This is a genomic window from Sorangium sp. So ce726, from assembly GCF_051521405.1.
In the GTDB taxonomy this organism is placed as follows: Bacteria; Myxococcota_A; Polyangia; order Polyangiales; family Polyangiaceae; genus Sorangium.
This window is the reverse complement of the sequence record NZ_CP150349.1, coordinates 2,262,591-2,288,368: the sequence shown is the minus strand read 5'-3', so window position 1 is coordinate 2,288,368 and position 25,778 is coordinate 2,262,591. Positions and strand designations below refer to the sequence as shown.

The following is a 25,778-nucleotide window of genomic DNA, read 5'->3' as shown; positions in this document are numbered from 1 at the left end:
CGGGCCGAGGAGGAACAGACCATGCGCACTTCGACCCGCTCCCCGCTCGCCTTCCCTCTCCGCGCTGCCGCCACAGCCCTCGCCCTCGTGCTCACCGCCGCGTGCAGCAATGCGCCGGACGGCACGGCCCCGATCGAGGAGGTCGCGCCGCCGGCCGCCGCGCCCCGCGCCGCGGCCCAGAACCCCGCGGCCGCGAAGGCGCCGGCACAGAAGCCCGCGGCCGCAATTGCGGCGGAGGTACCCGCGATCCACGGGCCCGGGGGGGCCTGCGATGCCGAGCCGGGCGGCGACTGCGGCTCGTGCGACGGGGCCGCAGATCACGGGCCGGAGCGTATGATCGGCGAGGAGGTCGAGCTGGTCGATATCCGCAATGCGCCGACCCGCGGCCCGGCCAATGCGCCGGTGACGCTGGTGGTCTTCTCCGATTTCCAGTGCCCGTTCTCCAGCAAGTTCGCGGGCGTGCTCGACCAGCTCGAGCAGGAGTACCCCGGCAAGCTCCGCCTCACCTTCAAGCACCGTCCCCTGCCCATCCACAAGCAGGCGCGCGTCGCGGCGCGGGCGTCCCTGGCGGCGCACGCGCAGGGCAAGTTCTGGGAGTACCAGGCGGCGCTGTTCGACAAGGCGCAGGGCGCGCTCGACCAGGCGGGCCTGGAGGAGCGCGCGGCGGATCTCGGGCTGGACGTGGCGCGGTTCGCGCGGGACATGCAGTCCCCCGCGCTGGAAGCCCAGGTGGCCGCCGATTTCGAGGAGGGCGACCGGCTCGCGATCGAGGGCACGCCCACGCTGTTCGTGAATGGCCACCGCGTCATGGGGGCGCAGCCCATCGGCGTGCTGCGCACCGCCATCGACCGCGCCCTGGCGGGGACCAAGCCGGCGAAGTGATCACCCCTCGTCGAGCCACGCCGCCATCTCCGGCAGGAGTCCCCGCAACAGGCCGATGACGCGCGGGCTCGACGCGCGCACCTCCCCGACGAGCCGCCGGCGCTCCGCCTCGCTCTTGACGAGCTGCGCGCGGCGCAGCGCCGCCCAGAGGCGCGCGCCGGCGGCGATGCTGTCGTCGCCGTGCTCCTCGGCCACGCGCCGGGCCTCCACCGCGTCCTCGAGGGCCTCCCTCACCTGCTCCAGCTCCCATTGAATCTCGGCGCGCCGGAGCAGCGTCAGCGCGTGGTATCGGTCCCCCCGCGCCCGCTGGAGCTGCTCGGCCTGATCCGCGCTCTCCAGCGCCGCGGCGGGGCGGCCTGCCCGCGTGAGCGCCGCCGCCAGGAGCGAGAGCGCCGCCGCGCGGAGCGCGGGGTCCCCGTCCTGCGCCGCGAGCTCCGCGGTCCGCTGCGCGACCTCCGCCGCCTCGGCGGCGCGCCCCTCGCGCATCAGGAAGGCCGAGAGGTTCTGCAGGAGCAGCCGGAGCTGGCCCCGCATCCCCTGCTGCTCGGCCTCGGCGACGAGCCTGCGGAGCCGGTCGATCGCCACGCCGGTCCGCCCCAGCTCGGCCTCGAGCACCGCGAGATCGCCCCCGATGTGGACCCTGTGCCACGCCGAGGCCAGCGGCGCCGCGATGCCGAGCGCGCGCTGGAGATCGCGCTCCAGCAGCTCGTGATCGCGGCGGTTCTGCGCGTAATTCAGCTCGCACCGGAGCACGCGGGCCGCGAGCTCGGCCGCGGGTCCCGCGCCCGCCGCGAGCTCCACCGCCTCGCCCGCGAGCTCCATCGCGCGATCCCCGGCCGCCACCCCTGCGAGCGCCATCCGCGCCTCGCAGCGGAGCGCAGCCTCGCCGAGCGCGTCCGCGTCGGCGAGCAGCCCCGGATCGTCGGCCCCCGCCTCGCTGAGCCCGCGCGCCACCTCGAGCCGATGGATGCGCCGGCGCACGTCGAGCGGCCCGCCGCGCGCCACGACGGCGTGCTCCGAGAGGCGCACGAGCCGCCGGCTCGCCTCCTCGAGCTTCCGTCCCTGGATGAGCGCCCGGACCGCGTCGATCTCGAGGCCGGCGCGCGCCTCGGGATCCGCCGCGAGCGCGGCCAGCCGATCCACGAACGCCGCCGCCTCCTCGAAGAGCCCTGCGGCGGCCGCTTCGGCCATCGCACGGCCGAGCCAGCGGCGCGCCTCGGCCACCGCGCCGAGCCGCTCGTAGCCCGCGCCGAGGAGCCCCGCGTCCACGCGCGCGCCCTCCGCGAGCGCGTCGAGCAGCGCCCGGTGCAGCCGCTGGAACCACGGCCGCCGCTGCGTCAGGTGGAGCGCCGCCTGCCGCAGCATCTCCTGCGGGAAGCTGTACTCCTGCGCGTCGCCGGAGGCCGTCAGCACGCCCGACCCGCCGAGCGCCTCGAGCGCCGCCTCGGCGCGCTCGTCGTCCCCCACGACGCGCAGGAGCACGTCGACGCCGAGCCCGCCGCCGCAGAGCGCCACCGCGGCGAGGGTCCGCAGGGCGCTGCGCTCGGCGGCGCTGTCGGCGGCGAACGAGGCCACCCGGGCCTCGAGCAGATCGGCCACGCCGGGGACCTCCCCCCGCAGGGCCCGATCGTCTGCGGGGCAGAGGGTCCCGTCGCGGAGCGCCAGGGCGCCGCTCTCGTGCCACGCCGTGAGCGCGTGCACGATGTAGAAGGGCACGCCTCCGGACGTCGCGACCACGGCCCGCTCCAGCGCGGGCGCGAGCGCGGCAGCGGGCGCCGCGGCCCCGCCCTGCGTGCCCTCTGGATGCAGGCCGCGGCCCACCGCCTGCGCGAGCTCGGCGGCGGCCTCAGCGTCGAGCGGCGCGAGGCCGAGGTAGGTCACGCCGGGGCACACCCGCGCGCGCACCTCGCCCAGCAGGGCGCGCAGGGGCGCCGGCCGGCTCGGCTCGCTGCGCGCGGCCGCCATCACGAGCAGCCGGCCCTGCCCCTCCGCGGCGGCGCGCCGCAGGAGCAGCTTGATCAGCTCCAGCGTCGCTGCGTCGGCCCATTGCAGATCGTCGACGAGGAGCAGCAGCGGCTCGCGGGCGCTCGCCCGCAGCAGCGCGTCCTCGATGGCCTCGACCGTGTGCGCGACCTCGTCCGCGGAGGGGAGCAGCGCCGGAGACAGCGCCCGCTCCAGCGCCGCGGGGAGGGCGCGGAGCTCGGGGAGATCGCTCTCGACGAGCTCCTCGGCGGCGCGGCGCAGCGGATAGAACGGGCTCCGTCGCTCCGGCAGGCACCGGAGCCGGACGACATGGCGCGGGTCCCAGCCGGTGCGCTCGACCGCGGCGTCGAGCAGCCGGCTGCGCCCGATCCCCTGGTGGCCGCCCACCACGATCCCGCGCACGCGGCCCTCCTGCGCGGCCTGCGCAGCGCGCGCGATCGCGTCGAGCTCGGCTCGCCGCCCGAGGAGCGGCGGCCGGCCGTCGGGCGGCGGACGTGCGGGACGTTCCTCGGGCGGCGGCCGCGCCGACCGGTCGGACCCGCGAACTGGCGGCTGCGACCCTTCCTTGCTCCCTGGCGGGGCGTGCTCGGGGTCGAGCGCGGCGAGGATGCGATCGAGCTCGCGCGCGACCTGATCGGCGTGCCGGGGGCGGCTCTGCGGATCCAGAGCAACCAGCGTTGCCGTGAGGCGAGAGAGGAGGCCGGTCGCCGTCGTCGGATCGGGCACGAGCGCCTCGAGCGGGGGAGGCGGCCGCCGCGGCACGAGGAGCCAGTGCGCGGGCTCCCCATTGCGCCGCTCGAGCTCGGCGGGGAGGCTGCCGGTCCTCAGGCGGAAGATGAGGACGCCGAGCGCGTAGAGATCGCTGGCGGGCGTGGCGGACTGGCCGACGGCACACTCTGGAGCGATGTAGCCGGGCGTGCCCGCGAGCACGGAGCCCAGCTCCCGGACGCCGCCGGCGACCACGGGCACGCTCAAGGTCATGGTCGCGCCCGCCGGCTCCTCGGCCAGCACCGTGCCGGAGTACCCGTCGACCGCCACGGTGGGCGGCGGCCCGGTGGGGGCGGTGCGCCCCCGCTCGACCCAGCTGCGCGCGTTTCCCCCGGAGATCCCGAAATCGATCAGCTTGTAGACGCCCGACCCGCGGACGACGTTGGCGGGCTTGACGTCCCGATGGACGAGCCCGGCGGTGTGCACCGCGGAGAGCGCCCAGGCGACGGCGGACGCCGCTTCGAGCACGACGCGCTCGGGGAGGCGGCCTGCCTCGCGAGCGAGCTCATCGAGGCTCGTGCCGGCCACATACTCCATCACGAGGCCGACCACGCCGAGGGCGTCGTCGCGCTGAAACGAATAGAACCGCACAACGTTCGGGTGCTCGACCCGGCAGAGCGCCTGCGCCTCGTCGAGAATCGTGTCTCGCCACGCGGCGGTCGCGTCGGGGGAGCCCGCGAGCTGCTCTGGTACGAAGAAGAGCTTGATGGCGACGTCGCGGAGCTTCCTGCCTTCGTAGACCTCCTCGGCCAGCCAGACCGGCGCGAACCCGCCGCTGCCGAGCTGCCGCACGAGCCGGAAGGGGCCGAGGCGGGCGCCCTGCCCGAGCGGGGCTCCGGAGGAATTCGGCGACAAGCTGGGCATCCGCCGCCGAGCATACCCTAGCCACCCCGGCGCTCCCGCAGGAACCGGTCGCTCACGCTCTCCCTCGTCCGCTCGTGCGTTCGTGCGCGGGCGCCTTCAGGGCGCAATCTCGCGGACGCTGCCCTTCTTGTACAGGAGTCCGTCGGAGCCCACCCCGTCGCTCCGGAAATAGACGCTGATGTTGGGCTTGCCGGTCTCCGAGCCCTCCCGGGTCGGCTCCCGCGTAAGCCTCATTGCGGGATCGATGCCCGGCCGACAGGGCTCGCCTCCCACGCCGAAGTCGGTCCCCTGGTCGACGTGCTCGTGGATCTTCACCCAGGCGCCTCCGCTCGCGCCGTCGGTCTCGTCGATCCAGAGCTCCTGCTTCACATCGCCGTTCGGCAGGTCGTAGACGAGCTGCTTGTACCCGATCCACACCTGCTCCGGCATGCCGCCTTCCCAGTACGTCTTGCTCAGGATGGCCGAGGAGGCGGGGTGATTCGTCTCCTTCTCGAAATCGATCTTGCCGTCGTAGCGCATGCGGGCGGCGATCCCGCGCGTGTCGCATTTGTTGACGTCCTCGTCGCCGATCGTGCCGTGGTTGGTGCGCGTCATGGCGACGAGGCCGCCATAAGGTGTCCCATCGTCGGCAGCCCGCAGGAAATACATCGTCACCTCGACGTCGCGCCATGAGTCGGCGAGCGCGGGGTCGTGCACGTACATCCGCGGGACGCGGCCGCTGATCTTGAGAATGCCCTGGCCATCGGTGTCATACGAGGCATCGCCGTGGTCAGCGTCGAACCAGGCATCGGCCGGGTCGATCCCCGAAAACGTGCGCGCGGCGCCGTTGTCCCAGGTCGAGAACCATGTTTTGCCCGAAGGCAGCGTGGGCCGCAGCATCGCTATCCCGAACCTGTCGCGCTGTCCCTCCTCCCCTCCCCCAGCGCCGGCCGAGCTGGACGCCTCTGCGCTGCTGGATGCGGGCGACGCCTCCGCGCCGCCGCCGAGACCTCCGCCGCCGAGGCCGCTGCCACCGAGCCCCCCGCCGCCGGAGCCGTTACCGCCCACCCCCCCGCCGCCGGATTGGCTTCCTGACGCAGGTACGTGTTCGTCCGCGCAACCGGCGCTGCTCAAGCCGACGGCAGCCGACGTGGCGGACATCGCGATCGTGAAGAAGACTCGCACGCCCTCGTGCATAACATGCTCTCAGCGGATCCGCGAGGCCATTGACGGCGAGATACCGGCTGCGACCTACCAGCCAGGTGCGTTACGGAGACAGCTAGGTTTTAGTTCGAAATTGCACCTTTCATCGTGTTTCAAGCGGCGGCATCGCGAGGGTTGTCCTCGGACGGCGATCCGTGAGGTTACCGCCTGCAATATGACGTTGGCTGCAGCGCTCCCTGTCTGCTACCTCCCGCAACACCATGGGTCAGCCGGACCTGTTCGCGAAGCGGACGTTTGCCGAAGAGACAGAGCGGGTCACGGCCGGCGCGGTGATGTGGCGGGATCCGCCCGAGATCAGGCTGGAGAAGGTGCAGGCCGACGGGCTGCTCGTGATTCGCCGCCCAGGCATCCTTGCGCATCTGCCGGCACCGTGGCCGGCCGCTCAGATGTACGAAGAAATCGTGGTGGAGCTGAAGCTCGCGGGGGACCATCTGGACATGACCGCCGTGGAGCGGGCCCTGCTTCGCCGGCAGGCCAGGCAAGTGCAACGGGTCGAGGAGCGCGCTCCGTCCTGGCCGGGCGAAACGCCGCTCTGGCTGGCGGCGCCGCACGTACCGGAGTGGCTGAGGCAGGCCCGCCATCCCGTTCGCTTCGCTCCTGGCTGCTACGCCGTGGGGCCGCTGGGGCGCTGCTTCGTGTGGGTGGCGGCGAACGAGCTCCCGCTGCGCGACGAGCTGGTGCCGTTCCTGGTCGCCCGTTCGGGGCAGCCGCTCGACGAGTTCGCCCGCTGGGTATCACAACGCCGTCCGCTTGAATGGGTGCTGTCCATGCTAAAGTACCTGCCTATGTCGACGAATATCCGCGAGGAGCTCCTGTGGAGGTTCGCGAAGACCGACGACCCGGAGATCGACGCGCGGCAGCAGCGGATCCTCGAGGTCCTGCTCGCGGCCAATCCTGGGATGAAGCAGCGGCTGGTCGACGAGGGTCGCCTCGACGAGGCACGCGCAGCCCTTCGCCGCGTGCTCGCACACCGGCAGCTCCCGCTCGCCTCGGAGGACGAGGCGCGTATCGAGGCGTGCGCCGACCTCGCGACCTTGGAGCGGTGGCACGGTCAGGCGCTCACCGCGTCCAGCGCACAGCAGGCCCTGCGCTGAGTGCCGCCGCCGGCGCTCCTCAGCACCGGAACGGCCGCGGCAGCATCAGCGGCCCTTCCGGAAAGGCCCCTCGCACCATGAGCCGCGCCGCGCCCGCACCGCCGATGGCGTCGTCGCCGTCCACGAAGACGTGCGGCTCTGCCGTCCCCGCCATGCCGAGCGCGTCCGGGCACGCGAAGAGCTCCACGCGCCGCACCGGCGCCGGCAGCCGGCGAAGGATCTCGTCGAGCGGCGGCAGCTCCGCGGCCACGACATCGTAAAGGCGCAGGACATCGCCGGCGATCTCCAGGGAGACGATGGCATCGAGATCCTGGGCGTAGAACAGCGGCCGATCCAGCTCGTTGACCACGAACACCGCGGCCGGACCGGTGACCCCCAGCCTCGTCGAGGCAGGCGCGCGGCGCGATGCGAGCCGCTGGAAGATCGCGCGATCCTCCTCATCGGCGAGCCGGAAAGGCCGCATCGGCCGCCGGTCGAGCCGCGGCGCGGTCCCGGCGACCACCTTGTGCTCGTCGACGACCCGGAAGCCGAACTGCTCGTAGAGCTCCGGCTGCGCCGTGCAGAGCAGCGCCGCCGGGTACCGCTCGTCGCAGAACGCGAGCGCCGCCCGCATGGCGGACGCATAATGCCCCTGCCGGCGGTGCGCCGGATGCGTGCAGACCGCGTGGATGCAGCCCACGTCCGTCGGTCTCCCGTCCAGCACCATGGCGAGGCACAGCACGCTGACCTGGCTCACGGGCGCGCCCTCCGCCGAGGCGACGAACGGCGTGGTCACGTCCTCCCAGGCGGCACCGAGCGCGCGCGCCCGATCGATGACCTGCGCCAGGCCGGGGAACACCGTGTCCATGAGCGCCATGAGCTGCGCGCGGAGGCCGGGTTCTGACCAGGATCTGCGCGATGTCGTCATTCGGTGCCCCTTCTAGCCATCTTCACATATCAGATCCCGGCGCGATGGCCGCGCCGCCCACATACCAGAGCACGAACAGGTCGACGCGCTCTGAAAGATGCAGAGAGCGCGATCCACCGAGACACGGAGAATCACGGCTTCAAGAGCACAGACGACCAGCGCCCGGCCTCTACTCCTCTTCCCGCCTGCCGTGTCTCTGCGGCTCGATGGCCCATGCTCGGGCCCAAGGCCCCGGTTCCAGCAGGATTGCGCCTCCGGAGCGCCCGCCCCAGGAGATCGTCAACTGCATCGCTCTGCGGGGCGGTGTGCCAAGGGGGGAACCATGAAGAGTATGCTCGTCGCCCTGTTCCTCGGCGCTCTCTCGCTGTCCGCCGTGCTGTCCAGCAGCGATGTGGCGCAAGCCCAGGACAGGGCTCGTCCGCCACGCGGCTCCTATCTCAAGACGTGCAGGAACGTCCGGACGCAGCGAGGCACGCTGTTCGCCCGCTGCGAGGATCGGAGGGGCAACTTCCACAAGACACGGATGGTGGACTGGAGGAGGTGCAGAGGAGACATCGAGAACGACAACGGCCGGCTCCGCTGCGCCCCCCGCCGCTGACGCGCGCCGCGGCCTCGCAGGGCGCCCTTCGCGAGGTGGGCTCCCTCAGCGACGAGGAAGCGGGGCCCCCGCCGGGATCCGCCCTTCCTCGACGGCCACGACGTACGGCGGCAGGCGGCCCGCCCGCACCGCGCGGACGTCGGCGCGCATCGTCGCCGCGTCGGGGTAACGCTCGACCTTGTGGAACGCGAGGGCGCGATCCACGACGTCGCATACCTCCGAGGGCACGTCCGGCGCGCACAGCGCGAGCGACGGCGCCCGCTCCGTCGCCGCGGCGATGAGCAGGCGCGCATCGGCCACGCCGCCGTGGATCGCGCGACCGGAGAGCAGCCGAAACATCGTGGCGCCCAGACCGAAGACGTCGGTCCGGCCGTCGATCTCGCGGACCATCCCCGTCGCCTGCTCTGGCGCCATGTACTCGCTCGTGCCGAGCGCCACGCCCGTCTTCGTGGCCGTCTTCTCCGGCAGCTCCCCCATCCCGAAAGGAAGCGGATCGAGCACGCGGGCGATCCCGAAATCGAGCACCTTCACCCGCCCATCGCTCCCGATATGCAGGTTCTCAGGCTTGATGTCCCGGTGAACGACGCCGTGCCCGTGCGCCACGACCAGCACATCGAGGACCCGCTCGGCGAGCGTCAGCACATAGCCCACCGCGAGCGTCCCCACGCGGGCCATGTTGTCGAAGACCGTCTCGCCCTCGAGCACCTCCATCGCAAGGTAAGCGGCGCCGTCGTCCGCGATGCCCGACTCCAGCACGAGCGGCAGCCCCTCGCAGAGCGGGCCGACAGCCGCCAGGGCGCTGCCGATCGGGCCCTCCCGCAGGAAGCGCTTCCGGAGCTCCTCGATCTGGCTCAGCGACGGGTGCAGGACCTTCACCGCCGCGACCTGGCCGTCCGCACGCCGGCCGAGGAAGACGCTCGCCATCCCGCCGCCCCCGAGCACGCGCTCCACCCTCCAGGTGCCGATCTGGGTGCCGATGCGCTGCGCCGCGAGCTCCTCGTCGTCCATCGAGCGGGCGGAGGGTAGCATCCCGTCTGCCGGAAACGCTCAGGAAAGACCGCTCCGCCGGAGGTTCCGGGCGATGACGTCGGGAGAGCAGGAACTCGGCGCTCAAGGGTGCGCCAGCGCCGCTATCCCTTCTGCGGCTTCCACGGATCGTCCTGATACAGGTAGTTCGGCTTCAGGATCTTGTTCTCCATGTTGGTGTGAAACACCGCCATGGTCGACGCCGACATCGGCGGGACGATCCACGTCCAGTCCGCGTACACCGGGCGCTCGCACTGCCGCTCCTGCTGCTCGAACTTCTTGAAGTACTCCGAGAGCGTGTGGTGGTCGAGCATCCGCACCTTGGCCTGCCGGAACGAGTGCAGCACCGCGATGTTCAGCTCGACCAGCGCGGCGTCCTGCCACAGCGTGTCGCTGCGCGACCGGTCCAGCCCGAGGCGATCCGCGATGAGCGGCAGCTGGTCGTACCGCGTCGCGTCGCTCAGGTTGCGCGCGCCGATCTCGGTGCCCATGTAAAAGCCGTTGAACGGCGCCGCCGTGTACTGGATCCCGCCGAGATCGAGGGCCAGGTTGGAGACCGCCGGCAGCGCGTGCCACTTCAGCCCGAGCTCGGCGAACCACGCATACCGCGGGTGCTCGATCGGCACCTCGAGCACCTTCTCCCGCGGCACCTCGAACCACTTCGGCCGGCCGTCGCCGATCTGGATGATCAGCGGCAGCAGATCGAAGCGCGTCCGCTCCCCGCCCGGCCAGCCCAGCGCGAGCGCCTGGTCCGTCAGCTCCACGTTCCCCGGATCGCCGAGGATGCCGCCCTCCGGGAGCCGGTAGCCCGCATAGCGGACCAGCTGGCCGTTCCAGATGCGGATCCGCGGCTCACCCGGCCTGAACACCGACATCGTCGCCCGGACGTCGCCCCCGTTGGTCGCCAGATCGAGGTGCTCCACCAGCGCCTGGAAGATCTCCTCCTCCGTCTTCAGGTGGCGCAGATCGCGCACGTGGAGCGTCGACCAGAAGAAGCGCCCGATGCAGCGCGAGCTGTTGCGCCACGCGAGCCGGGCGCCATAGGCGAGCTCGTCGGGCAGGTGCGTGTACGTCCCGTGCTTCTCCAGGCTCGCGCGCACCTCCTGCCAGCGCTCTTCCACCGCCGAGGGCACCCCGAGCTCCGCGTAGCACTGGCGCAGGAACGCCTCGGCCTCGGTCGGCACCGCCTCGGGCGCAGTGCGGGTCACGTGAAACGACCCGTGCTCGACCGGACACACCCCGCCGGCCGCGCGCGCCCCGCCGGCGCGCCGGAGCGGCGTCGGGCGGACCTCGCCGGCGGTGTCGACGTTCGAGCTGAACAGCTCCTGCTGGATGGCGTCCGGCGGCCAGCCCACCGCGCGCAGGTGCTCCTGCGCGTCGCGCATGAAGGCATCGGGACCGCACACGAGCGCCTGCGATCCCGGCCGGTAAGGATACAGCTCGGCCACCTGCTCCCTGGACAGCCGCCCCTCCGCCTTCGTCGCGCGCAGGCGGAACGCGACGCCGGGCGTGCGGCCGGCGATCGCGCGCAGATCCTCCTCGAAATAGGCGAAATCCGCGGCGCGCGACGCCGACCAGTCGAGGAGGAAGGCCCGCGCGTCGGGGCGGCCGGCCCCCCCGTCGAGCGCCCGCAGCATCGCCATCGCCGGCGTGACACCGATCCCGCCCGCGAGGAACACCACCTGGTCCACGGGCGGCGCCGGAAGGACGAAGCTGCCCTTCGGCGCCGACGCGCGCAGCAGCGAGGCCGCGGCGCGCTCGCACAGCCACCGCGAGAACACCCCGAGCTCCTCGCGCTTCACCGTGATCTCGTAGTCACCGCCGGCGCGCGCCGGCGCCGAGAGCGTGTACGCGCGCGCCACCCAGCGCCGATCGAGGTAGCCCTGCACGAGCACGTGCTGCCCAGGCACCGACGCCGCCGGCGCGCCGCCGACCGGCGAGAGCGTGATCTGGAAGATCCCGGGGGAGAGCTCCCGCGCGGCCTTCACCTCGGCCTGCTGGAGGCTCGATCCGCCGAACATCTCGGCGACCGCCGGGGCGCAGCCGCCGCAGATCTGGCCCGCCCGCGTCCGCTCCGACAGCTCGGCGGGCGTCGCGCACCCGGCCTCGATGAGGCTCGTGATCTGCCCGCGCTTGACCCCGGCGCAGTTGCACACGACCTCGTTCGGCTCGAACAGCGCCGCGGGCTGATCGATCTTCAGCTCGCCGAGCTCCCGGAACGTCGTGAGCTGCCAGCCGGGCAGCGGGCCGCGCTCCATGAGCAGCCGCATCGCCGAGGGGAGGTCGTTCCATTCGCCCTCGACGTGCAGCCCCGTGAGCTCTCCGCTCGACAGGAGCAGCGCGCGGCGCTTGCCGCGATCCCCGCACGGCACCCACCGGAGGCTCTCCGTGGGCGCGTCGAGCCACCGCGCCGAGACGCCGCTCCCGTCGAGCGCGCGGGAGAGCGACAGGACGCGGCCGCCGCCGTCCACGATCTTCGAGATCGCGGCCTCCTTGCCGGCCAGCGCGCCCATCGCGGCGCTTTGCTCGACGACCCCCTCGCGCCGGGAGAGCAGCCCCTGCCCGGGCAGGAGGTGGACGTTGGCGAAATCGAGCGCATACCGCTCGGCCCAGGCATCCACGGTCGCGGGCGGCAGCTCGAGCCAGGCCTCGTCGGACCCGCGGACGTCCGCGGGGATGCCCTCCCTGGCCAGGCTCGCCCAGCCCTCGATCAGCGCCTCGGCCGCCGCCTTCCGCAGGCCCGCCTGGACGAGCGCCGCCACGGCCTGATCGGCCGGCGTGTCCACGTACCGGAGCTCGAACGAGTCCTCGCGCAGCAGCTGCTGGACCAGGTTGTCGAGCCGCCCCCGCAGCCCGGCGGTGAACTCCTCGAAGTCGACGGTCCCGTCCCCGGTCGTGTCCGCGGCCAGGAGCAGCGCCTTCGCCTCGTCGGCCCGCATCCCGAGGCCGGTGAGGTACGGCAGGAGCTCATCCTCGCTGAGCTTGCGGTTGTGGTCGCGATCGATCTCCTCGAACCGGCGCCAGGCGAAGCGCTCGCTCGTCAGGCCGGCCCGGAGGCCGCGGGAGAGCGCGGCCGCCACCTCGGCGCCCGAGCACGCGGCGGGGCCACAGACGACGGGCGCCGGCGCACCGGGCTGCTCGAGCGCGCGGATCGCCCTGCGGGCCACGTCCGCGGGCGCCACCCAGGGCAACGCGCCGCCGCCGAGCGGCAGCGGCAGCGTGCGGCGGAGCCGGATGTCGTCGCGCCAGAGGTTGAGCGCGCTCAGCAGAGGTCCGTGCCAGACCGTCGTCACCGCCTGGCCGGAGGCGCGCACGGACGCCTCAGCGTCGCGGATCTGCTGCCCCACCCGGCTCGTGGGCGGGAAGTACGGCGCCACCCAGAGGAGGTGCGACGCGCCCACCTCCCTCGCCGACGCGACGAAGGTCCGCGCGGCCACGAGCGGATAGGCGAGATCCGCGATGCCCATCACGAGCGCGACGGCCGGCTCCACGGGCTCGATCGGCAGCGACTGGAGGAAGGAGGCGAGGTCGTTTCTGGGCTCGGAACAGACGATCTTGAGAAAGCTCATGGTGCTCGGCAGGGGCAGCCGCGGAGGAACGCAACCGCCCTCGCGGCCGCCAGGCGGCATCGAGGGCTGATGGCTGCGCACAGGCGCGGAGCGCTCCGCGCCAGGATACGGCGCATCACCCGGCCGGCCGAAACCCGAAAACGCCCGCGCGATCCAGCACACACTGCCGCACCCGGGTCACCAAGGTGCGCGCGGCATCGGGGGATTCCTTGTTTTGCCTGGAGGAGATCCGTCCGCGCGTAACAAACTGCCCCATGGGGCACTTTGGTGCGCCGGCCTCCGCTATCACCGCGTCCGGACACGACGCTGCCGCGTCCAGCGCTCGACGATGCCGCCGCGGGTAGCCGCGGGGCGCCACCGAGACCTCGCGCGCTCGCACGGGCCAACGGGCGAGCGATCTCCGCTTTGTTCGCGGGAAATCCGACCTGAAGGGAGACCAGGCGAACGAGCGTACCGGCGCCGGTCGCGTGTGCTCGAGCTCCGTTCTGCGTGCGCTCGTACCTCCTGTGGCTGTGTACGACTGCGGACCGGACATACGGGCACGATCCTTGAATTCGCTCGCTCAGCGCAGCCATGAAGACCCTTACTTCGGATCGACCCCTGGCGATGAGGAGCGAGCGGACGCGGTCATTGGCTGCGTCCCGTCCCGCGGCGTCCACCGCGCGTCATCCCGTCCTGCAGGGCGTGACGATGGCGCCAGCGAGCGTCTCCGAGGCGCTGATCGCGCTGGAGACGGTCGCCGCGCGGCTGCGCGAGAGGAACGACCCGCGGGCCGTGTTCCCCGACGTCTACGCCGTGATCACGCGCCGCGTGAAAGAGGCGGTCGTCGAGGGCTCGGACAGCCGGTTCCTCGAGCCGGCGTGGATCTCGCGCCTGGCAGGGATCTTCTGCGAGTACTACCTGACGGCCCTCGCGGCGTCGCTGGAGGGGCGTTCGACGGGCGTCGAGGCGTGGGACGTCGCGTTCCGTTGCGCCAGCGCGGGCGGGCCGGCGGCGGCGGTGCACGGGCTGCTCGGCATCAACGCGCACATCAACTACGACCTGGCCCTCGGGCTCTACCGGAACATCGTCCAGCACGGCGCGGCGCAGGACGCCCGGCTTCTCGGCCGCTACCGTCACGACCACGACCTTGTGAATGAAATTCTCGCGGCGGCGATGCCGGAAATCTTCGAGATCCTGCGCGCTCGTTATGGTTGCCCGCTCGCCCGAGTCGCGACCTTCAGCCGGGACGTGGAGCGCGCCGTCTCGAGCGTCGTGATGTCCCTGCTGAGGTGCTGGCGCGACCGGGTCTGGACCGACCTGCTCTCCTTGCTCGCGACGCTCGGGCACACCGGCGAGACGGGCAAGCGCGCGGTCCTCGCCCGGATGGACCAGCGTTCGGGGAAGATCGCCCGTACGTTCGCGGCGGGCCATGGGGCGCTCCGCGTCGGGGCCCCGCTCGCCCGCGGCGCCGCCCTCACGCTGGCCCTGGCTGCCTGACGCGGGCCATCCCCGCGAGCTGCCCGCAGGCGCCGCCCACGTCGCGCCCCCGCGGCCGCCGCACCAGCGTCGTCACGCCATGGCCGGACAGCCGCGCCACGAAGGCGTCGAGCCGCGCGGCGGACGGCGGGCGCAGCGCCGGATCCGGGCCGGGGTTGCAGGGGATGACGTTCACCCTGCACCGGAGCCCGGCGACATAGGCCGCGAGCAGATCCGCGTCCTCCGGGGCGTCGTTGAATTGATCGAAGAGCACGTACTCGAAGAGCACGCGCCGCCCCTGCGGCAGCGCCCGCGCGATCGCCTCCTTCAGCGCCGCCATCGAGAAGCGCGCGTTCACGGGCATGATCGCCTGCCTGCGGGCGTCGTCCGGGGCATTGAGGCTGACGGCGAGCTCCGCCCGCGCCTCGCGGAAGAACGGCTCGATCTTGTCCGCCACCCCGACGGTGCTCACGGTGACGTGCGACGGCGCGAACCGGAAGGCCCGCGGATCGGTGAGCAGCCGGATGGCCTTCAGCACCTCGCCGAGGTTATCGAACGGCTCCCCCATCCCCATGAAGACGAGGTTCCTGAGGGGCGCGCCGCCGCGCTCGGCCGCGAGCGCCCGGGCGATCCGGACCTGATCGACGATCTCGCCGGCGGCGAGCTGGCGCTCGAGCCCGAGGCGCCCCGTCTCGCAGAACGAGCAGGCCCGGGCGCAGCCGACCTGGCTCGACACGCAGAGCGTGGTGCGGGCGGGCCCCGGGATGAGCACCGACTCGATGAGCGCGCCGTCGCGCGCGCGCAGGACGAGCCGGAGCGTGTCGTCCTGCGCCGGCGCCCGCTCGGCGATCTCGAGCGACGGAGCCGGATCGAGCGCGAGCAACGCCTCGTGCGCCCAGGCCCCGGCGCCCAGGGCGGCGAGCGCCCGCGCATCCCAGGCCGGAGCCGGCGCGCCCGGCTCGGCGCCGAAGGCGTGGCGCACCACCTTGCCCGAGACCGCGCGCGCCGCCGACGCCGTGCCGCCGGCCCGGCGGAGCAGCTCCGCGAGCGAGGCGGCGTCGTGATCGGCGAGCCGCGCGCCGCCCCGCGCGCTCCTCCGGATCAGCGGGCGCCCTGCGACCTGCGCCGGCGGGTCGCCGGCGCGCAGGGGCGACGCCATCTCTTCGGGGATCTCCGGAACGCGCATGCGCACCCGCTAGCACGCCGGGCGCGGCGCCGCGCGGCCCAGCGACGCCGCGCCCGGCGCGGCCGCCTCGCCCGGACGGCCGCCGGAAAGACCGCTCGCCGGGCGCTCCGGCCGGCCGAGCCCTGACGCCAGCGCATCCGCCGAATGGACGCTCGCCGGGCGCTCCGGCCGAGCCCCGGCGCCCGCTGCCCCCACACAGTTCAGCGCGAGCTTGTCAATCGCATGTCGATCGCCACTCAAAAGACAAGCGAGAACTCGCCCGGCGCCCCGCATTCGACACGAAACCTGCACGTCGCCTGGGGCCATCAGGTGGCCAATCTGTGGACAAGCATGTGGACTTTCAAACCGGGCTCAGGAACGTGATTTTTGGGTTGCAGATTGGTTCCGAAGGAGGGAGTTTAGCGCCCGGAAGTTGGGAGGCGCGCCGGGCCACGGAGCGCCAGAAATCGCAGAAAAATCAGTTGCATCGGTGTGGGCGGCGCGTCCATGCCCGGGCTGGCTTCGGCTGGCGCCGGCGCTTGGAGGGGCTGCCGCCCCGCGATGAGCGCAGGACCCGGCAGCTCGGCGAAGGTGCCAGGGTCCCACGGGGTTTCCACAACCTGGGAACAACCTGTGGATTATTTGTCCCTCCTGCGCGTGGCATGTTCCAGGATCGGGTGAGCGGGGTTCCAGCCCACAAGCTTTTCTGGCGCTCGCGGACACACCGGTGGGCTACGTTGCGCGCCGATGTCCGCACGCAACGGCCCTGTTTCCTGCGCGCCGCGCGCGCTCCTCGCGATCGCGGGGAGCCTCGCCGGGTGGCTCGCTGCGGGCTCCGCGGACGCGCAGGCTCCGCCGTGGAATGCGCAGGCGGAGGCGGCCCTGAAGGAGGCGATGGGGACCGACTACTTCGAGACGCGGTTCGTCCAGGCGGAGCGCAAGCTCCGGGCCGCGCTCGACGCCTGCGGCGAGTCAGGCTGCTCGCCCGCGGTCAAAGCGAGGCTGCTGATCGCGCTGGGCACCGTGCTCGCTCAGAGCAGAAAGGGGCTGGAGGACGCGCGCGGCGCCTTCGCGGACGCCCTCCGCATCGATCCCTTGGCGAAGCTGGACCCGGATCTGGCGAACCCAGACGCCTCGTCCGCGTTCGAGCAGGCGCGCGCGGCCACGGGCGCCGGGGCGGCCGGGTCGCCCGCGGCGGCTGGAACAGCCGGATCGCTCCCGGCGGCCGGGGCGCCCGAGGCGGCGGAGGCGCAGCTCCAGAGCGCGCCGCTGCCCGAGCAGCACGTCCGCACGCCCGTCCCGCTCTATGTCGAGGTCTCCACCGACCTGCTGCCCAGCGTGAAGCAGGTGACCGTCTGGTACCTGGCGCCCGGGGAGCGCGAGTACCGCTCCCTCGTCATGAAGAAGCTGCGGGGCCAGGGGTTCGGCATCAACGTGCCCTGCGCCGCGGTGGGAAGGACGGGGGAGCTCCGCTATCACGTCGCGGCCGTCGACGAGGACGGCGCGATCCTCGCGAGCGCGGGCACCCGCGACGCCCCGCTGGTCACGCAGATCAGGGAGAGCATCACCTCGGCGCCGCCCCGCTGGCCCGGACACGCCCCGCCGGCGGAGTGCGCGGCCCCGGAGCAGCAGCGCCCGCGGCAATGCCTCGACGACCGCCAGTGCAACCGCGGGCTCACCTGTGTCGGCGGCGCGTGCGTCGCGCGACCCGCAGCGGAGGCTGCGCCGGACGTCCGGAGGAGCTGGGTCGCCCTCACCTTCTCACCCGACGTCGCGCTGCTCTCCGGCCGGGACGTGTGCACCGTCGCGTCGCAGCAGAGCGACCATTTCGTCTGCCTGCGCGGCGACGGGACCCGGTACGACGGCACGCCGACGCCGGGCGTCGCGAACGACGTGAACCTCGGCTTCGCGCTCGCGACGTTGCGGGTGGCGATCGCCTACGATCGGCTGGTCCTCGACAACCTCACGGTCGGCGGCCGCGTCGGCTTCGCGGCCGGCGGCACGACGGAGGGCGGCGCCTCGTTCCTGCCGCTCCACCTCGAGGCGCGCGCGCAGTATTTCCTCGGCGCGCGGCCCTTCGAGCAGCTCGGAGCGCGCCCGTTCGTGCTCGCCGCGGCCGGGGTCGCGCAGATCGACACCGAGGTCGACGTGGAGGTCCTCGAGGACGCGACCGCTTGCGGGGCCGACCCGTCCGACAGGACGAGCCCCTGCACGAGGCCGGGAGCGAGCGGGAGAGTCGAGGCTCGGCGACAGACGCTCATCGCGACCCGGCAAGCGGGCCAGGGGTTCGCGTCGGTCGGCGCGGGCGTTGCCTATGCGCCGATCGAGGCCCTCTCGCTGAACCTTGCGCTCCGCGCGAGCCTCACCTTTCCTGCCGTGACCACCGTCCTCTCCCCGGAGGTCGGTCTTTCCCTGGGGTTCTGAATGGCTGACACGTCGGATCTGCGCCGGGGGGCGACTCCCCCGGGCGCGCTGCGCAACCCGAAGATCGACGCGGCGATCGAGCGCGCCGTACAGCTCGGCGATCCGGCCGAGCTGCTCGCGCTGCTCGATCGCAGCTCCGGGCTGCCCGCCCGGCGCGGCGGGGTGAGGGCGCCCGGCCCCGACCTCGGGCCGAACGCTCCCTTGCCGCGCGTGAACATGGATCTCGCGCGGGCGGTGGGCGCGGCGATCGCGGACCGCGGCGTGCCGGCCGAGCGGCTCGTGCGGGCGCTCTGCTCGACCGCCGAGGAGTACGCGCTCATCGTGGCGGCGCAGGCGCTCGCGTCGCTCGCGGTGCAGGGCGCCGCGCGGGCGGGCGGAGCGGGGCAGGCGCCGCGCGCCGGCGGCGGGCGCCGCGGGAAGGGCGGGTTCGATCCGCTCGAGGCGCTCGAGGAGCTGGCCGAGGACCCGCGGCGCGTCGTGCGCGACGGGGTGGTGGCGGCGCTCCGCGCCGTCATCGCGGCGCGCGGCGACGCGGTGGTCGGCGAGCTCTCGTCCTGGACCGACGGCTACCTGCAGGCGTACGTCGCGCTCGAGGCGCTCGCCGAGCGCACGCTGCTCGCCAGGCTCTCGGCGGGCGCGGAGGTGGTCGGGCGCCTCGAGGAGGCGTTCGTGCTCTCGGATCGCTCCCCGCGGGCGGACGAGCGGCTGCAGGGCCTGCGCCTCCTCCGGCAGGGGATGCCCGCGCAGATCGCGGCCTTCGCCGGCCGCTTCCCCGAGGTCGTGCGCTGGATCGAGGAGAAGACGCAGGCGGAGCGCCCCGAGTCGCGCGACGTCGTGGCGGACGCGATCGCGGCGCTCCGGAAGGCGTCCTTCTCGGTTGCGGAGGTCGACCGCCTGTCCGCGGCGCTCAGCGCGACCGCCCCGCAGCCGCGCTACGCGGCGCGCATCGTCCAGGGGACGCGCAAGCGGAGCAAGGGGCGGCGGTAGGGGGCGGTCGGGCCTGGGCCGCCGGAGCGAAGCGCGCCGAAACGCAGGAGATCAGGCGGCCTGCTGCGACCCCTCCGTCGCTCCGACGCCGTCCTGCTGCTCCCTGGCGGCCTCGGTGAACAGGAACTGCAGCGCTCCCGGCGCGCGCCGGCGCCACGCGTCCTCGGAGTGGGTCCCGTCCTCGTCCAGACAGAACAGCAGGTTGTCCTCCCTGTAGCCCTGCTGGCGAAGATGCTCGACCAGCCGCGCGGCGTCGCGCAGCACCGAGCCGCCGTCCTCCTGAGCACCGGCGTCGACGTACAGCCTCGAGCTCGCCGGGACGGCCAGGGACGCGAGGACGTCGAAGATCTTCCGCTCGGCGAACCAGAGCGATGGCGACATGCAGAGCGCGGCCCCGAACACGTCGGGGCAACGCCAATGAGCATAGAGCGCCGCGAGGCCTCCCATGGAGGAGCCGCCGATCGCGGTGCTGGCCGGGTCGCGCCTCACCGCGAAGCGCTCCTGTACGGCCGGAACGATCTCGGAGGTGAGCCAGCCCAGAAAATCGTCGAGCTTCCCTTCGCTGCCGTCGCCCGGGAACGGCGACAGCTCCGTCAACCGATCGGCCCCACCGTGATCGATCCCCACCAGGACCGGCGCTTCGAGACATCGATCTGCGAGATCACGGACGGCCTCGTGAAGGTGCCACCCTCCGCTGTAGGAGGGGTCGTCGTGAAAGACGTTCTGCCCATCGAACAGGAAGAGCACAGGCGATGGCCGCCCGTCACGCGCCCCCTCGTCGGGCAGGTAGACACGCACGTTGCGCTCCCCCTGGAAGCCGGGAATTCGGTACGGACCAAGGAGATAGATGACATGTGTTTGCGCGGAGGTCTGCTGTTCCACCGTCCCGGTGTGAAGCAATCACCAGGCCGCTACTCGACTGCTGCTCTCAGGCTGCGGCGCGCGGCGCGGTCCGGTTCTCTCCGGCCCAGACCGCGCCGCGCCGCCATGGCAGAACGCCTCACGCGTGGCACGCTGCTGCGAGCAGGCGGCCGCCGCCGCGGGTGCCCAGCCTAATTGCAGCTCGCCTCGGAGGCGCCGCCGAACACCGTGGTCCAGTAGGACCCGTAGGTCCCGCCTCCGGTCGCCCGCCCGATGCCGATGACCTTGTAGGCGGAGCCGAGCATGTTCTTGTTGTGGCCGTCCGAGTTCTTCCACTGGGTGAACGTCGCCTGCGCCGCCGAGTTGCCAGCGGCGATGTTCTCGGCCATGGCGGTGCCCCCACAGCCGAGCTCATAGCAGGCGTTGCACATGCGGGTCCAGGGCGTCCGGCCGTCGAGGCTCGTGTGCGAGAAATAGTTCTGATCGCGCATGTCCTCGCTGTGCCCCTGAGCAGCGCGGCTCATCGAGGTGCAGGCCGAGAGCGCCCCGAGGCCGTTCTGCGCGCGATACTGGTTGATGATGGTGAGGAACGCCTGCTCTTCGGTATCGAGCGGAGTCGTGCTGGGCCCGGCGCCGCTGCACATCTGGCAGGTGCCGCAGTCGCTCGAGCAGCTCGAGCAGTCCTCGCCGGCGCCGCAAACCCCATTGCCGCAGACCTCACCGCCCGTCGAGCCTCCCGTGCCACTCGTCGCGCCTCCCTCGCCTCCCGCGCTGCCCGTCGAGCCTCCCGCGCCTCCCGCGCTGCCCGTCGAACCTCCCGCGCCTCCCGTGCCGCTCGTCGCGCCTCCCGCGCCTCCCGTGCCGCTCGTCGCGCCTCCCGTGCTGCTCGTCGAGCCTCCGGTGCCGCTCGTCGAGCCTCCCGCGCCGCTGCCCGGCGTCGCGGGGCCGCACGCCGCCTGCACGTAGAGCCGCTTCGCGGTCCTCCTGCACGGATCGCCGGAGAACGTCGCGTTGCTCGCCCGCACGGTACAGCTCGCCTTTCCGACGCAGGCGCGCTCCACAACGGCCTTCGACGTCGGCGCGTTGCACGAGGTGGCCGCGTAGCCGCCGCAGACCCCGCGCGGCCTGCCATAACTCGCGAACTGGATCGCCGTGATGACCTCGCCGGCAGGACAGGAGAGCTCGACGTCCGCGCCCTCCGACGCGGTATCGCAGACCGCCCCCACGAGCGGCGCCGACTGGTCCTCCGACAGCTCCACCGACGGCTCCTCGTCGACCTCGGTCGAGGCGAGGCAGCCGACGGCAGAACAGCCAGCGATGAAGGCGAGGACAAGCGTCCTGTGCAAAGCGCTCATATGCATGCTCCTTGATTCTCCAAGCCCGTCCGAGCCCGATCCACCCCTGCGCCGCGGCTCGCGCCGGCAATGACGCCGGGGCACACGACACCTCGACGGGCCACCCCAGTACAGCGTTGTTCAGGGGGCGGAGTAGCGCACAGCGCGATCCCACGCAGCGCAGCGCCTCCCTTCGATTCGCTCACACCACGGTGTCACCTGGCCGCTGGCATGTCCAGATACGAAACACTCCGGCGCGCATGATTTGCCGTCGAATCATTGGATCTTTTCAAGATCCGTGAAACCAATCTTCGCGACGCTCGGCGACACAGGATTTCTTCATGCAAAAACGGTGTGAGACATGGACCCAGCAGGACACACCATCTGCCTTGGTCCGAAGGGTGGGTGTCCGTACGCCGACAGTTAACCGCGATCAGCAGCCCGGCTGAGCGGCAACATCATGCGAGCCTCGAGCGGCCGGGTTCGTCCATCGATGTGCTCCCCGGGGGGCGGCGGCCGCATGTCAGCAGCGTGTCAATCGAACGCCCGTGACATTCCCCGCGACTCCCCTGCTCTTCGGCACTCCGCCACGCCGCGCAGCGCGCCTGAGGGCCCTCGCCCGCTCACGTCCACGGCAGAGGTCGTCCCTGCGCGCGCGGGGTGCCTGCGTCACGCGCGGGGCGGTGGATGTGGCCTCTCGCCGTACGCGCGCGCCATCCCACCCGCGCGGCATGGCGGCTGTCGCGCTCATGGGAAGGCGCCCCGACGCCCTGACAACAGCGCGGCGACCCCGCAGCACGGCCGCTCGACTGCGAACCGCGAGGCCGCACCTGCGGCGGCTCCTGTGCTATGACCGCGAACCATGCGCCTCAAAGACCGCGTTGTCTTCATCACAGGAGCTTCCCGCGGGATCGGCCGGGCCGTCGCCCTCGCCTGCGCGCGAGAAGGCGCGGATATCGTCGTCGCCGCGAAGACGGAGGTCGCCGAGAACCCGCGCCTCCCGGGCACGATCCACGACGTCGCCCGCGAGGTCGAGCAGCTCGGCCGCCGCGCGCTGCCCATCAAGCTCGATGTCCGCGACGACGAGGCCTGCAGGAGCGCCGTCGCCACGGCCGTCGAGCGTCTCGGACGCATCGACGCGCTCATCAACAACGCGGGCGCGCTCTGGTGGGCCGACGTCGTGGACACACCCATGAAGAAGTTCGACCTCATCATGGGCATCAACGTGCGCGCGTCGTTCGCCCTCTCGCAGGCCGTCCTCCCCCAGATGATCGCGCAAAAATACGGCCACATCATCATGATGTCGCCCCCCGTCGACGCCGAGGCCTGCGCCCACCACGGGGCCTATGCGGTCTCCAAATTCGGCATGACGATGATCGCCGACGCCATCGCCGGCGAGTACGCGGAGCACAACATCACGGCCAACGCCCTCTGGCCCGCGACCGCGATCGAGAGCTTCGCCACGATCAACTTCGGCCTCGGCGGCCCGGAGCTCTGGCGCAAGGCGGATATCCTCGCCGACGCGACGCTCGCGCTGCTCTCGCGCGAGCCGTCGGCCCGGCGCGGCAAGGCGTGGATCGACGAGGCCCTGCTCCGCGAGGAGGGCGTCACCGACTTCTCGAAGTACCAGTGCGTGCCCGGCGTGGAGCCGCCGCACTTCCCCTTCACCGCGATCCCCAAGGCAACAACCACGAAACAATGAGGCGCGACCCGTGACCCGCGAGGACGACAAGAAGACGCGCCCCGCCGCCGGCGGCATCGATCCCGGGCCAGAGCTCGCCGCGGTCTTCGACGACCTGGAGACGCTGCTCAAGAACGGCGACGTGATCGAGGTGCTCACGGCGCGCGGGATCAACGCGAGCCTCGCGCTGCTCGCCGCCGACGCGCTCCGCGCCTACCTTGCGGGCCGCAAGGCCGACGCGGCGGAGGACTTCGCGACCGTCGCGGAGGAGATCCGCGGCCGGCTCGCCGCGAGCGCCGAGGCGCCGGGGTCGGACGACGGATCGCCAGGGGAGCCGTCACGCTCGAACGGGAGGCGCTGAATGGGCACGAGCTTCGAAGCAGAGCAGACACCGAAGCCAGGCGAAGGCGCGCGGCCGGCGCCGCCCTGGGAGCCGGCCGCGGCCCTCTCCGGCGCCGACTACTCGGCCGTCGAGCTCGCGCAGGGCGACGACCGCGTGTTCCTCCTCGAGCAGCGCGAGCTGCCCGAGCGCGAGCGCTACGTCACCGTGACCGACGCCGCCGGCGTCGCCGAGGCCATCCGGACCATGGTGATCCGCGGCGCCCCGGCCATCGGCATCGCCGCCGCGTACGGGATGGCGCTCGCCGCGCGCGCCGCCCGCGACGAGGGCGCCTCCAGCTACGTCGCCGCCATGCGGGCGGCGGGGGAGCACCTCGCCTCCGCGCGGCCTACCGCCGTGAACCTCGGGTGGGCGGTGCGGCGCGCGATCGCCACGGCCCTGCAGCACGCCGGGCGCCGCGGCGACGAGCGCTCGCGGGAACTCGCCGAGCTCGCCCGCGAGATCCACCGGGAAGACGTCGCCGCCTGCCACCAGATGGGCCGCGCCGGCGCGGCGCGCCTGCCGGAGTCGGGCACGGTCCTCACCCATTGCAACGCGGGCGCGCTCGCGACCGGCGGCTACGGCACGGCGCTCGGCGTGATCCGCGCCGCCATCGAGGAGGGCAAGGCGCTCCGCGTGCTCGCGTGCGAGACCCGCCCGTACCTCCAGGGCGCCCGCCTCACCGCCTGGGAGCTCCAGCGGGACGGCATCCCCGTCGAGGTGATCTCCGACTCGATGGCCGCGTGGTTCATGCAGAAGGGCGAGATCGGCGCCGTCGTCGTCGGGGCCGACCGCATCGCGCGGAACGGCGACGTCGCGAACAAGATCGGGACCTACGGCCTCGCCTGCCTCGCGCGCCACCACGGCATCCCGTTCTACGTGGCCGCCCCGTGGAGCACGATCGACCTCGCCACCGACAGCGGCGCGTCGATCCCGATCGAGGAGCGGAGCCGCGACGAGGTCGCCGTCGTCGGCGGTCGCCGCGTCGTCCCGCCCGGCGTGCCCGTCCGGCACCCGGCCTTCGACGTCACCCCCGCGGAGCTCGTCACGGCCGTCTTCACCGAGCGCGGCAAGCTGACGACGCGCGAGATCAGCCGCTCCGTGCCGCCGGCGCCGCCGGCCGGTTAGCGCCCGCCGCCGGGAGCATGGCTCGGCCAGCGCGGATCGCGGCGTGAACCGCTCCGGCGCTCGAGGGCCGCGGCGCCGGCGCGCGCCTTCCCCCCTCGCGCTCCCCCGCCGCATGGGCTAAGGACACCCCTGATGGCGCAGTTCTCGCCCAAACCTGAATGGCTCAAGGTCCGCGCTCCCGGGGGTGACACGTACCACCACCTCAAGGAGACGTTCCGCAAGCTCGATCTCCACACGGTCTGCGAGGAGGCGCGCTGCCCGAACGTCGGCGAGTGCTGGCGCGAGGGGACCGCGACGGTGATGCTCCTCGGCGACGTGTGCACGCGCGGCTGCCGCTTCTGCGCGGTCACGACGGGCGATCCGCGCGGCGCGGTCGACGTGCGGGAGCCGGAGCACGTGGCCCGCGCCATCGCCCGGCTCTCGCTCCAGTACGTCGTGATGACGATGGTCAACCGCGACGACCTGCTCGACGGCGGCGCCGAGCACGTCGCCCGCACGGTGAGCCGCCTGCACGCGCTCCGGCCCGACCTGCTCATCGAGACGCTGGTCGGCGACTTCCAGGGCCACATGAGCGCCGTCGACATGGTGGTCGACGCCGGGCCCGACGTCTTCGCCCACAACGTGGAGGTCGTCCGCCGCATCACGCGTGTCATCCGCGACGTCCGGTCGAGCTACGACCAGTCGCTCGACGTGCTGCGGCGCGCGAAGGAGCGCCAGCGGCGCCTCGCCGCCGACGCCGCGGAGGCCGGCGCGCCCGCGCCGCGGCGGCTCACGAAGAGCTCGGTCATGGTCGGCATCGGCGAGACCGACGACGAGGTGCTGGAGGCGCTCCGCGACCTGCGCGCCGCCGGGGTCGACATCGTGACGATCGGCCAGTACCTCCGCCCCTCCTCGAAGCACGCGCCCGTGCAGCGCTTCGTCGAGCCGGAGACGTTCGCCGCGTTCGAGCGCGCGGCGCTCGAGATGGGCTTCCTCTACGCCGCCAGCGCGCCGCTCGTGCGGTCGAGCTACAAGGCGGCCGAGGTCTTCGTCCGCAGCCTGATGGACCGCGGCGGCGCGGCGCTGCCCGCCGGCGCCTCCCCGGCCGGCGCCCTTCCAGGCGAGGATCCCGCGGGCGCGGCGACCATCGAGGCGCTCCTCGAGGAGCGCCTCGCCGTGGCGCGCCGCGAGGCCGCCCGCCTCACCGCAGAGCTCGACCCGGACGAGCCCCGTCCGCCCGGCGGCCCAGCGACGGCGTCGGCAAGCGCCGCGCGGCTCGTCCCGGCGACCTCCCTCGTCCGCCGCTAGAGCGGCGCCCACCCGAGCGGCGCCCACCCGAGCGGCGCCCACTCGATCTGGGACACGGGCTGGCATATTGGATGGCAGACTGAACGCATTCACCGCGGGGGGGCGTGGGCTGGCAAGCGCAAGCGCCTTGACGCTCTCCGGCGTTTGGCCGAGCGTGGTGCTCGGCAGGAGGGTCCAACA

At 72.9% G+C, this 25,778-nt stretch carries 18 protein-coding genes; 10 read left to right on the top strand and 8 right to left on the bottom strand.

All coding sequences use genetic code 11. The annotated features are described in order from the left end of the window. Positions 1–21 precede the first annotated feature (21 nt). The gene (locus WME79_RS08660) at positions 22–882 is read left to right on the top strand and encodes a DsbA family protein (protein WP_437534146.1); all 861 of its coding nucleotides are present in this window, start codon (positions 22–24) and stop codon (positions 880–882) included. On the opposite strand, the gene WME79_RS08655 is transcribed toward WME79_RS08660, so the two are convergent. Next, positions 883–4,488 carry a serine/threonine-protein kinase gene (locus WME79_RS08655; protein ID WP_437534145.1) on the bottom strand — a complete coding sequence of 1,202 codons (3,606 nt, stop codon included), beginning with the start codon at positions 4,486–4,488 and terminating at the stop codon, positions 883–885. 105 nt (positions 4,489–4,593) lie between these two features. After that, the gene (locus WME79_RS08650) at positions 4,594–5,544 is read right to left on the bottom strand and encodes a hypothetical protein (protein WP_437534144.1); all 951 of its coding nucleotides are present in this window, start codon (positions 5,542–5,544) and stop codon (positions 4,594–4,596) included. Positions 5,545–5,900: 356 nt separating this feature from the next. On the opposite strand from WME79_RS08650, the gene WME79_RS08645 reads away from it, so the two are divergent. Next, complete coding sequence (locus WME79_RS08645; protein WP_437534143.1) at positions 5,901–6,794, top strand: hypothetical protein; 894 nt, start codon at positions 5,901–5,903, stop codon at positions 6,792–6,794. A gap of 19 nt (positions 6,795–6,813) precedes the next feature. On the opposite strand, the gene WME79_RS08640 is transcribed toward WME79_RS08645, so the two are convergent. Next, positions 6,814–7,701 (bottom strand): GNAT family N-acetyltransferase, encoded by an 888-nt coding sequence (locus WME79_RS08640; protein WP_437534142.1) that lies wholly within the window; start codon positions 7,699–7,701, stop codon positions 6,814–6,816. 322 nt (positions 7,702–8,023) lie between these two features. On the opposite strand from WME79_RS08640, the gene WME79_RS08635 reads away from it, so the two are divergent. After that, positions 8,024–8,299: a hypothetical protein gene (locus WME79_RS08635; protein ID WP_437534141.1), complete on the top strand. Its 276-nt coding sequence runs from the start codon at positions 8,024–8,026 to the stop codon at positions 8,297–8,299. A 45-nt stretch (positions 8,300–8,344) separates the two neighbouring features. On the opposite strand, the gene WME79_RS08630 is transcribed toward WME79_RS08635, so the two are convergent. Both WME79_RS08630 and WME79_RS08625 read right to left on the bottom strand, forming a co-directional pair. After that, positions 8,345–9,328 (bottom strand): serine/threonine-protein kinase, encoded by a 984-nt coding sequence (locus WME79_RS08630; protein ID WP_437534140.1) that lies wholly within the window; start codon positions 9,326–9,328, stop codon positions 8,345–8,347. Between the two features lie 101 nt (positions 9,329–9,429). Continuing rightward, positions 9,430–12,894: a nitric oxide synthase oxygenase gene (locus WME79_RS08625; protein WP_437534139.1), complete on the bottom strand. Its 3,465-nt coding sequence runs from the start codon at positions 12,892–12,894 to the stop codon at positions 9,430–9,432. Positions 12,895–13,584: 690 nt separating this feature from the next. On the opposite strand from WME79_RS08625, the gene WME79_RS08620 reads away from it, so the two are divergent. Then, a complete protein-coding gene (locus WME79_RS08620) occupies positions 13,585–14,373 on the top strand; it encodes a DUF5995 family protein (RefSeq protein ID WP_437534138.1) in 789 nt (262 codons plus the stop codon). On the opposite strand, the gene rlmN is transcribed toward WME79_RS08620, so the two are convergent. Further along, on the bottom strand, positions 14,351–15,538 hold the full coding sequence (rlmN, locus tag WME79_RS08615) for a 23S rRNA (adenine(2503)-C(2))-methyltransferase RlmN (protein WP_437534137.1): 1,188 nt from the start codon (positions 15,536–15,538) through the stop codon (positions 14,351–14,353). The genes WME79_RS08620 and rlmN overlap by 23 nt on opposite strands. Positions 15,539–16,264: 726 nt before the next feature. Between rlmN and WME79_RS08610 the strand changes: the two genes are divergently transcribed. Next, positions 16,265–17,941, top strand: coding sequence for a hypothetical protein (locus WME79_RS08610; protein ID WP_437534136.1), 1,677 nt, complete (start codon positions 16,265–16,267; stop codon positions 17,939–17,941). Then, positions 17,942–18,928, top strand: coding sequence for a hypothetical protein (locus WME79_RS08605; RefSeq protein ID WP_437534135.1), 987 nt, complete (start codon positions 17,942–17,944; stop codon positions 18,926–18,928). It abuts the gene before it with no gap. Positions 18,929–18,979: 51 nt separating this feature from the next. Here WME79_RS08605 and WME79_RS08600 read toward each other — a convergent pair whose 3' ends face one another. After that, positions 18,980–19,810, bottom strand: coding sequence for an alpha/beta hydrolase (locus tag WME79_RS08600; RefSeq protein ID WP_437534134.1), 831 nt, complete (start codon positions 19,808–19,810; stop codon positions 18,980–18,982). A gap of 170 nt (positions 19,811–19,980) precedes the next feature. Further along, entirely contained in the window at positions 19,981–21,144 is a 1,164-nt protein-coding gene (locus WME79_RS08595; RefSeq protein ID WP_437534133.1) for a CAP domain-containing protein, read from the bottom strand. Between the two features lie 841 nt (positions 21,145–21,985). Here WME79_RS08595 and WME79_RS08590 point away from each other — a divergent pair. The 4 genes from WME79_RS08590 (at position 21,986) to lipA (ending at position 25,598) form a co-directional block, all read left to right on the top strand. Beyond that, complete coding sequence (locus WME79_RS08590) at positions 21,986–22,825, top strand: SDR family oxidoreductase (protein WP_437534132.1); 840 nt, start codon at positions 21,986–21,988, stop codon at positions 22,823–22,825. Positions 22,826–22,835: 10 nt separating this feature from the next. After that, entirely contained in the window at positions 22,836–23,165 is a 330-nt protein-coding gene (locus WME79_RS08585) for a hypothetical protein (RefSeq protein WP_437534131.1), read from the top strand. Continuing rightward, positions 23,166–24,311: an S-methyl-5-thioribose-1-phosphate isomerase gene (mtnA, locus tag WME79_RS08580; protein WP_437534130.1), complete on the top strand. Its 1,146-nt coding sequence runs from the start codon at positions 23,166–23,168 to the stop codon at positions 24,309–24,311. A 132-nt stretch (positions 24,312–24,443) separates the two neighbouring features. Then, complete coding sequence (gene lipA, locus WME79_RS08575; RefSeq protein WP_437534129.1) at positions 24,444–25,598, top strand: lipoyl synthase; 1,155 nt, start codon at positions 24,444–24,446, stop codon at positions 25,596–25,598. Positions 25,599–25,778 lie beyond the last annotated feature (180 nt).